The 4,376-nt window shown below is 64.4% G+C and carries 5 protein-coding genes; all 5 read left to right on the top strand.

Annotated features, from left to right (window positions below; genetic code table 11):
* Nucleotides 1-355 (top strand): substrate-binding domain-containing protein (locus tag ACREE8_RS26010; protein WP_431575935.1); only part of this gene is annotated, 355 nt, incomplete at its 5' end.
* A 112-nt stretch (nt 356-467) separates the two neighbouring features.
* Nucleotides 468-1,382 carry a dihydrodipicolinate synthase family protein gene (locus ACREE8_RS26005; RefSeq protein WP_431575934.1) on the top strand — a complete coding sequence of 305 codons (915 nt, stop codon included), beginning with the start codon at nt 468-470 and terminating at the stop codon, nt 1,380-1,382.
* A gap of 21 nt (nt 1,383-1,403) precedes the next feature.
* Nucleotides 1,404-2,435 (top strand): proline racemase family protein, encoded by a 1,032-nt coding sequence (locus tag ACREE8_RS26000; protein ID WP_431575933.1) that lies wholly within the window; start codon nt 1,404-1,406, stop codon nt 2,433-2,435.
* A gap of 45 nt (nt 2,436-2,480) precedes the next feature.
* Nucleotides 2,481-3,980 (top strand): aldehyde dehydrogenase, encoded by a 1,500-nt coding sequence (locus tag ACREE8_RS25995; RefSeq protein ID WP_431575932.1) that lies wholly within the window; start codon nt 2,481-2,483, stop codon nt 3,978-3,980.
* On the top strand, nt 3,980-4,376 hold a 397-nt coding region (locus tag ACREE8_RS25990; protein WP_431575931.1), incomplete at its 3' end, for an SDR family NAD(P)-dependent oxidoreductase. The genes ACREE8_RS25995 and ACREE8_RS25990, both read left to right, overlap by 1 nt.

Below are 4,376 nucleotides of genomic sequence, written 5' to 3'. Positions count from 1 at the left end.
GCCCTATTCGCTGCTCGAAGGGGCTGCCGCCATGCGCTCGATCTATGTCGAGCATCCCGCGACCACGGCCGTCATGTGCGCCAGCGACGTGCTGGCCTTCGGCGTGCTGTCGGAATGCAAGAATCTGCGCCTCAACGTGCCCAAGGACCTCACGGTCACCGGCTTCGACAATCAGGACTTCACGGCGCTGCTGGATCCGCCGCTCACCACGGTCGATGTCCCGGCCCTCGAGATGGGCGCGCGATCAGGCGAGGCGCTCTTGAGCATCATGAACACGCGCCGCAAGATCGTTTCGGTCCGTCTCGAGACCAATCTCATCGTGCGGGCCTCGGCCGCGGGCGTGCGGCCCGACTAGACGAGAATTTTCGCGGGCTCGAATGACTCAGGCTTGCCAGTTTGTTTGAAATCGATTACAAGGCGGCAATCCCAATTTCCAATTCTGCGTGCCCTTCAGACAGGAGACCGGCATGAACATCCCCACTTTCGAAGGCATCCTGACCGTGGTCGCGACGCCCTTCGATCAGAATGGCGCCATCGCGTTCGACGTTCTCGGCAAGCATGTCGACTTCCTGCTCGCCAACCGCATCGGGACCATCGTCCCCGGTGGCACGACCGGCGAGTATTATTCGCAGACGGTCGAAGAGCGGAAGAAGGTGATGAGCTTCGTCGCGGAGCGCGTCGGCAAGAAGGCCAAGCTCGTGGCCGGCACCAACTCGCAGCGCCCCGACGACACGATCGAACTGTCGAAATTCGCCAAGGGCCTCGGCTATGAGGCGCTGATGCTGGCGGCTCCCTTCTATTCGCTCCCCGGCACCCAGGAGCTGGCGCAGCATTTCCGCCATATCGCCACCGCCACCGGCATGCCGATCATCCTCTACAACTTCCCGGCCCGCACCGGCGTCGACATGAACCGCGAGTTCCTCGAGGCCATCAACGACGTGAAGGCGATCTGTGCGATCAAGGAATCGAGCGGCTCCTTCGCCCGCATGCTGGAACATATCGTCCATTTCGACGGCCGCTATCAGCGCGTCTGCGGCGCCGACGACCAGGCGGTCGATTGCTTCCTCTGGGGCTCGAAAAGCTGGATCGCCGGTGCTTCGAACTTCCTGCCGGCCGAGCATATGGCGCTCTATGAAGCCTGCGTCCTGAAGAAGGACTTCGTCCGCGGGCAGAGGCTCATGCATGCCATGCTGCCGATGTTTTATCTGCTGGAGCAGGGCGGCAAATATATCCAGTTCGTCAAATATGGCTGCGAGCTGGCGGGCATTCCAGTGGGAAGCCCGCGCCAGCCCCTGCTGCCGCTGAGCGAAGCGGAGAAGGCGGACTTCCGACGTCTCTATGAGCAGCTCAAGGCGGCCAAGATCGGCGCGCTCGCGGCCTAAACCTATCGGGAGTCTTCTCCCATGCGCTTCAGCCGAATGGTCAACGTCGTCGGGGTTCATACCGAAGGCGAGCTGAACGAGGTCATCACCGGGGGCGTGCTCGACGTCCCCGGCAAGACCATGTTCGACAAGATGCGCTGGCTGCAGAACGAGGGCGACGACCTCCGCAAGTTCCTGCTCCATGAGCCGCGCGGCAAGGTCACGCAATGCGTGAACCTCGTGCTGCCGCCGACGGTCCCCGAGGCCGATGCCGGCTTCGTCATCATGGAGTCGGAATATTACGTGCCGATGTCCGGCTCGAACACGATCTGCACCGTCACGGCGCTGCTCGAGACCGGCATCCTGCCGATGAAGGAGCCGGTGACCGAGATCACGCTGGAAGCCCCGGGCGGGCTCGTGCGGGTCAAGGCCGCCTGCAAGAACGGCAAATGCGAGAGCGTCACTTTCAATAACTTGCCGTCCTTCGTGTTCGCGCTCGACCGCCCGGTCGAGGTCGAGGGGATCGGCACCGTCATGGCCGATGTCGCCTATGGCGGCATGATCTATGCGATGGTCGATGCGCGGAAGCTGGGCTTCAAGATCGAGCCCTCCGAGGCGCGCGACCTGGTCGATATGGGCGAAAAGATCAAGCGCGCGGCTGCCGTGCAGATTCCGGCGGTGCATCCGGAAAATCCCGAGATTCACACCATCAACCAGACGCTCTGGGCCGGGCCGCTCGGCGAGATCGACGGGCAAAAGACGGCGCGCAACGCCGTCATCGTCTCGCCCGGCCGGATCGATCGCTCACCCTGCGGCACCGGCACCTGCGCGCGGCTCGCCATAATGCATGCCCGCGGCCAGATCAAGACGGGCGAGCGCTTCATCCATAAATCGATCATCGACACGACTTTCATCGGCGAGGTGCTGGGGACGGCGCAGGCCGGCGGCATTGCCGGTGTCAATTGCGCGATCACCGGCCGGGCCTGGATCACGGCCTTCCATCAATATGTGCTGGATCCCTCGGATCCGCTGCCGACCGGCTATCGGCTCAGCGACACCTGGCCCAACAACTGACGCCAAGCCGTTTCTCCTGCCATCGCCCCCACAAGGATTCGAGCCATGAACGTTCAGCGCGTCTCCAGCTTCCATGATGCGGCCGCCAAGCTGCGTTTCGAAACCCGGGCCTTCATCGACGGGAAATATGTCGACGCGAAGTCAGGCAAGACCTTCGAGACCCACAATCCGGCCACGGGCAAGCTGCTGGCCAAGGTCGCGGAGGGCGACAAGGCCGATGTCGATCTGGCAGTGGCGGCGGCACGTCGCGCTTTCGAGAGCGGCGCCTGGTCGCGCCGGGCGCCGCGCGAGCGCAAGAAGATCCTGCTCAAATTCGCCGACCTGATCGAGCGGAACCTGACCGAGCTCGCGATCACCGAGACGCTCGATTGCGGCAAGCCGGTCAATGACGCGATGAATGTCGATCTGCCGGACACGGTCGAGACCCTGCGCTGGCATGCCGAGGCGATCGACAAGATCTATGACCAGGTGGCCCCGACGGCCTCCGACGTGGTCTCGATGATCGTGCGCGAGCCGGTCGGCGTGGTGGGGGCCGTGTTGCCCTGGAACTTCCCGGTCTTCACCGCGATGTGGAAGATCGCCCCGGCCTTGGCCGGTGGCAACTCGATGGTGATCAAGCCGGCCGAGCAGACGCCGCTGACGGCGCTGCGCCTGGCGGCGCTGGCGGCCGAGGCCGGCATCCCCGACGGCGTCTTCAATGTCGTGCCGGGCTTCGGCGAGACCGCGGGACAGGCGATCGGCCGCCATAGGGACGTCGATTGCGTCAGCTTCACCGGCTCGGGCGAGATCGGCCGCTATTTCCTGAGATACGCCTCCGAATCCAACATGAAGCGCATCGTGCTCGAATGCGGCGGCAAGAGCCCGGCCATCGTCATGGGCGACGTCGCCGACCTGCAGCCGGTAGTCGACCAGGTGGCGGCGGGGATCCTGTTCTGCCAGGGCGAGAATTGCAGCGCCGGCTCGCGGCTCGTCGTCCATGAATCGATCAAGGACGAGCTGCTTGAGCGCCTCAAGCCCGCCTTCCAGTCCTGGACGGTGGGCGACCCCCTGCGCAGCGACACCAAGATCGGCGCGCTGATCGAGGAGCGCCATCTCGAGAAGGTCATGTCCTACATGGAGATCGGGACGAAGGAGGGGGCCAAGGTGGCACTCGGCGGCAAGCGCCTCTTCCCCGAGAGCGGCGGCTGGTTCTTCGAGCCGACCATCTTCGACAACGTCAAGAACTCGATGCGGATCGCGCGCGAGGAGATCTTCGGGCCGGTGCTGTCGGTCCTCACCTTCTCCGAGCCCGAGCAGGCCGTCAAAATCGCCAACGACACCAGCTATGGCCTGGCGGCGTCGCTCTATACCGAGAACCTGAACACCGCCCACAAGATGGCCCGCGCCATCCGCGCCGGCACGGTCTCGATCAACTGCTATTCGGAAGGCGATTTCACCGTGCCCTTCGGCGGTTACAAGGAATCGGGCTTCGGCGGCAAGGACAAATCGCTGATGGCCCATGACCAGTATACCGAGACCAAGACCATCTGGATCCAGCTGCGTTAGTGCGCGCCGTGCCCAAGCCCATCGAACGATCGATCGTCATCACCGGTTCGGCGAGCGGGATCGGCGCGGCCACGGCGCGGCGCCTGGCGGCCCCCGGCACCGCTATTCTGATCCATGCCAAGGAAAACGAGGCCGGTGTCGGCAGGCTGCGGCGCGAGCTCGAGGAAAGGGGCGTCGTCACCGAAGGCCTCTGCGCCGACCTGACTGAAGCCCACGCGGCCGATCAGATCGTCGACCGCGCCATGAGCGCCTTCGGGCGGATCGATTGCCTGATCCATGTCGCGGGCTTTCCGGTCATGGGCGGCTTCGAGGCCGATCAGGCGGCGGCCGAGGCCTGCTTCGACGCGATTCCCTTGGCCTTCTACCGGCTGGTGACACGGGCCATGGCCGATCTGA

The sequence above is a fragment of the Hypericibacter sp. genome (assembly GCF_050729195.1).
Taxonomy (GTDB): Bacteria; Pseudomonadota; Alphaproteobacteria; order Dongiales; family Dongiaceae; genus Hypericibacter.
Note: the sequence above shows the minus strand (reverse complement) of the source record. Positions and strands in the feature narration are given on the sequence as shown.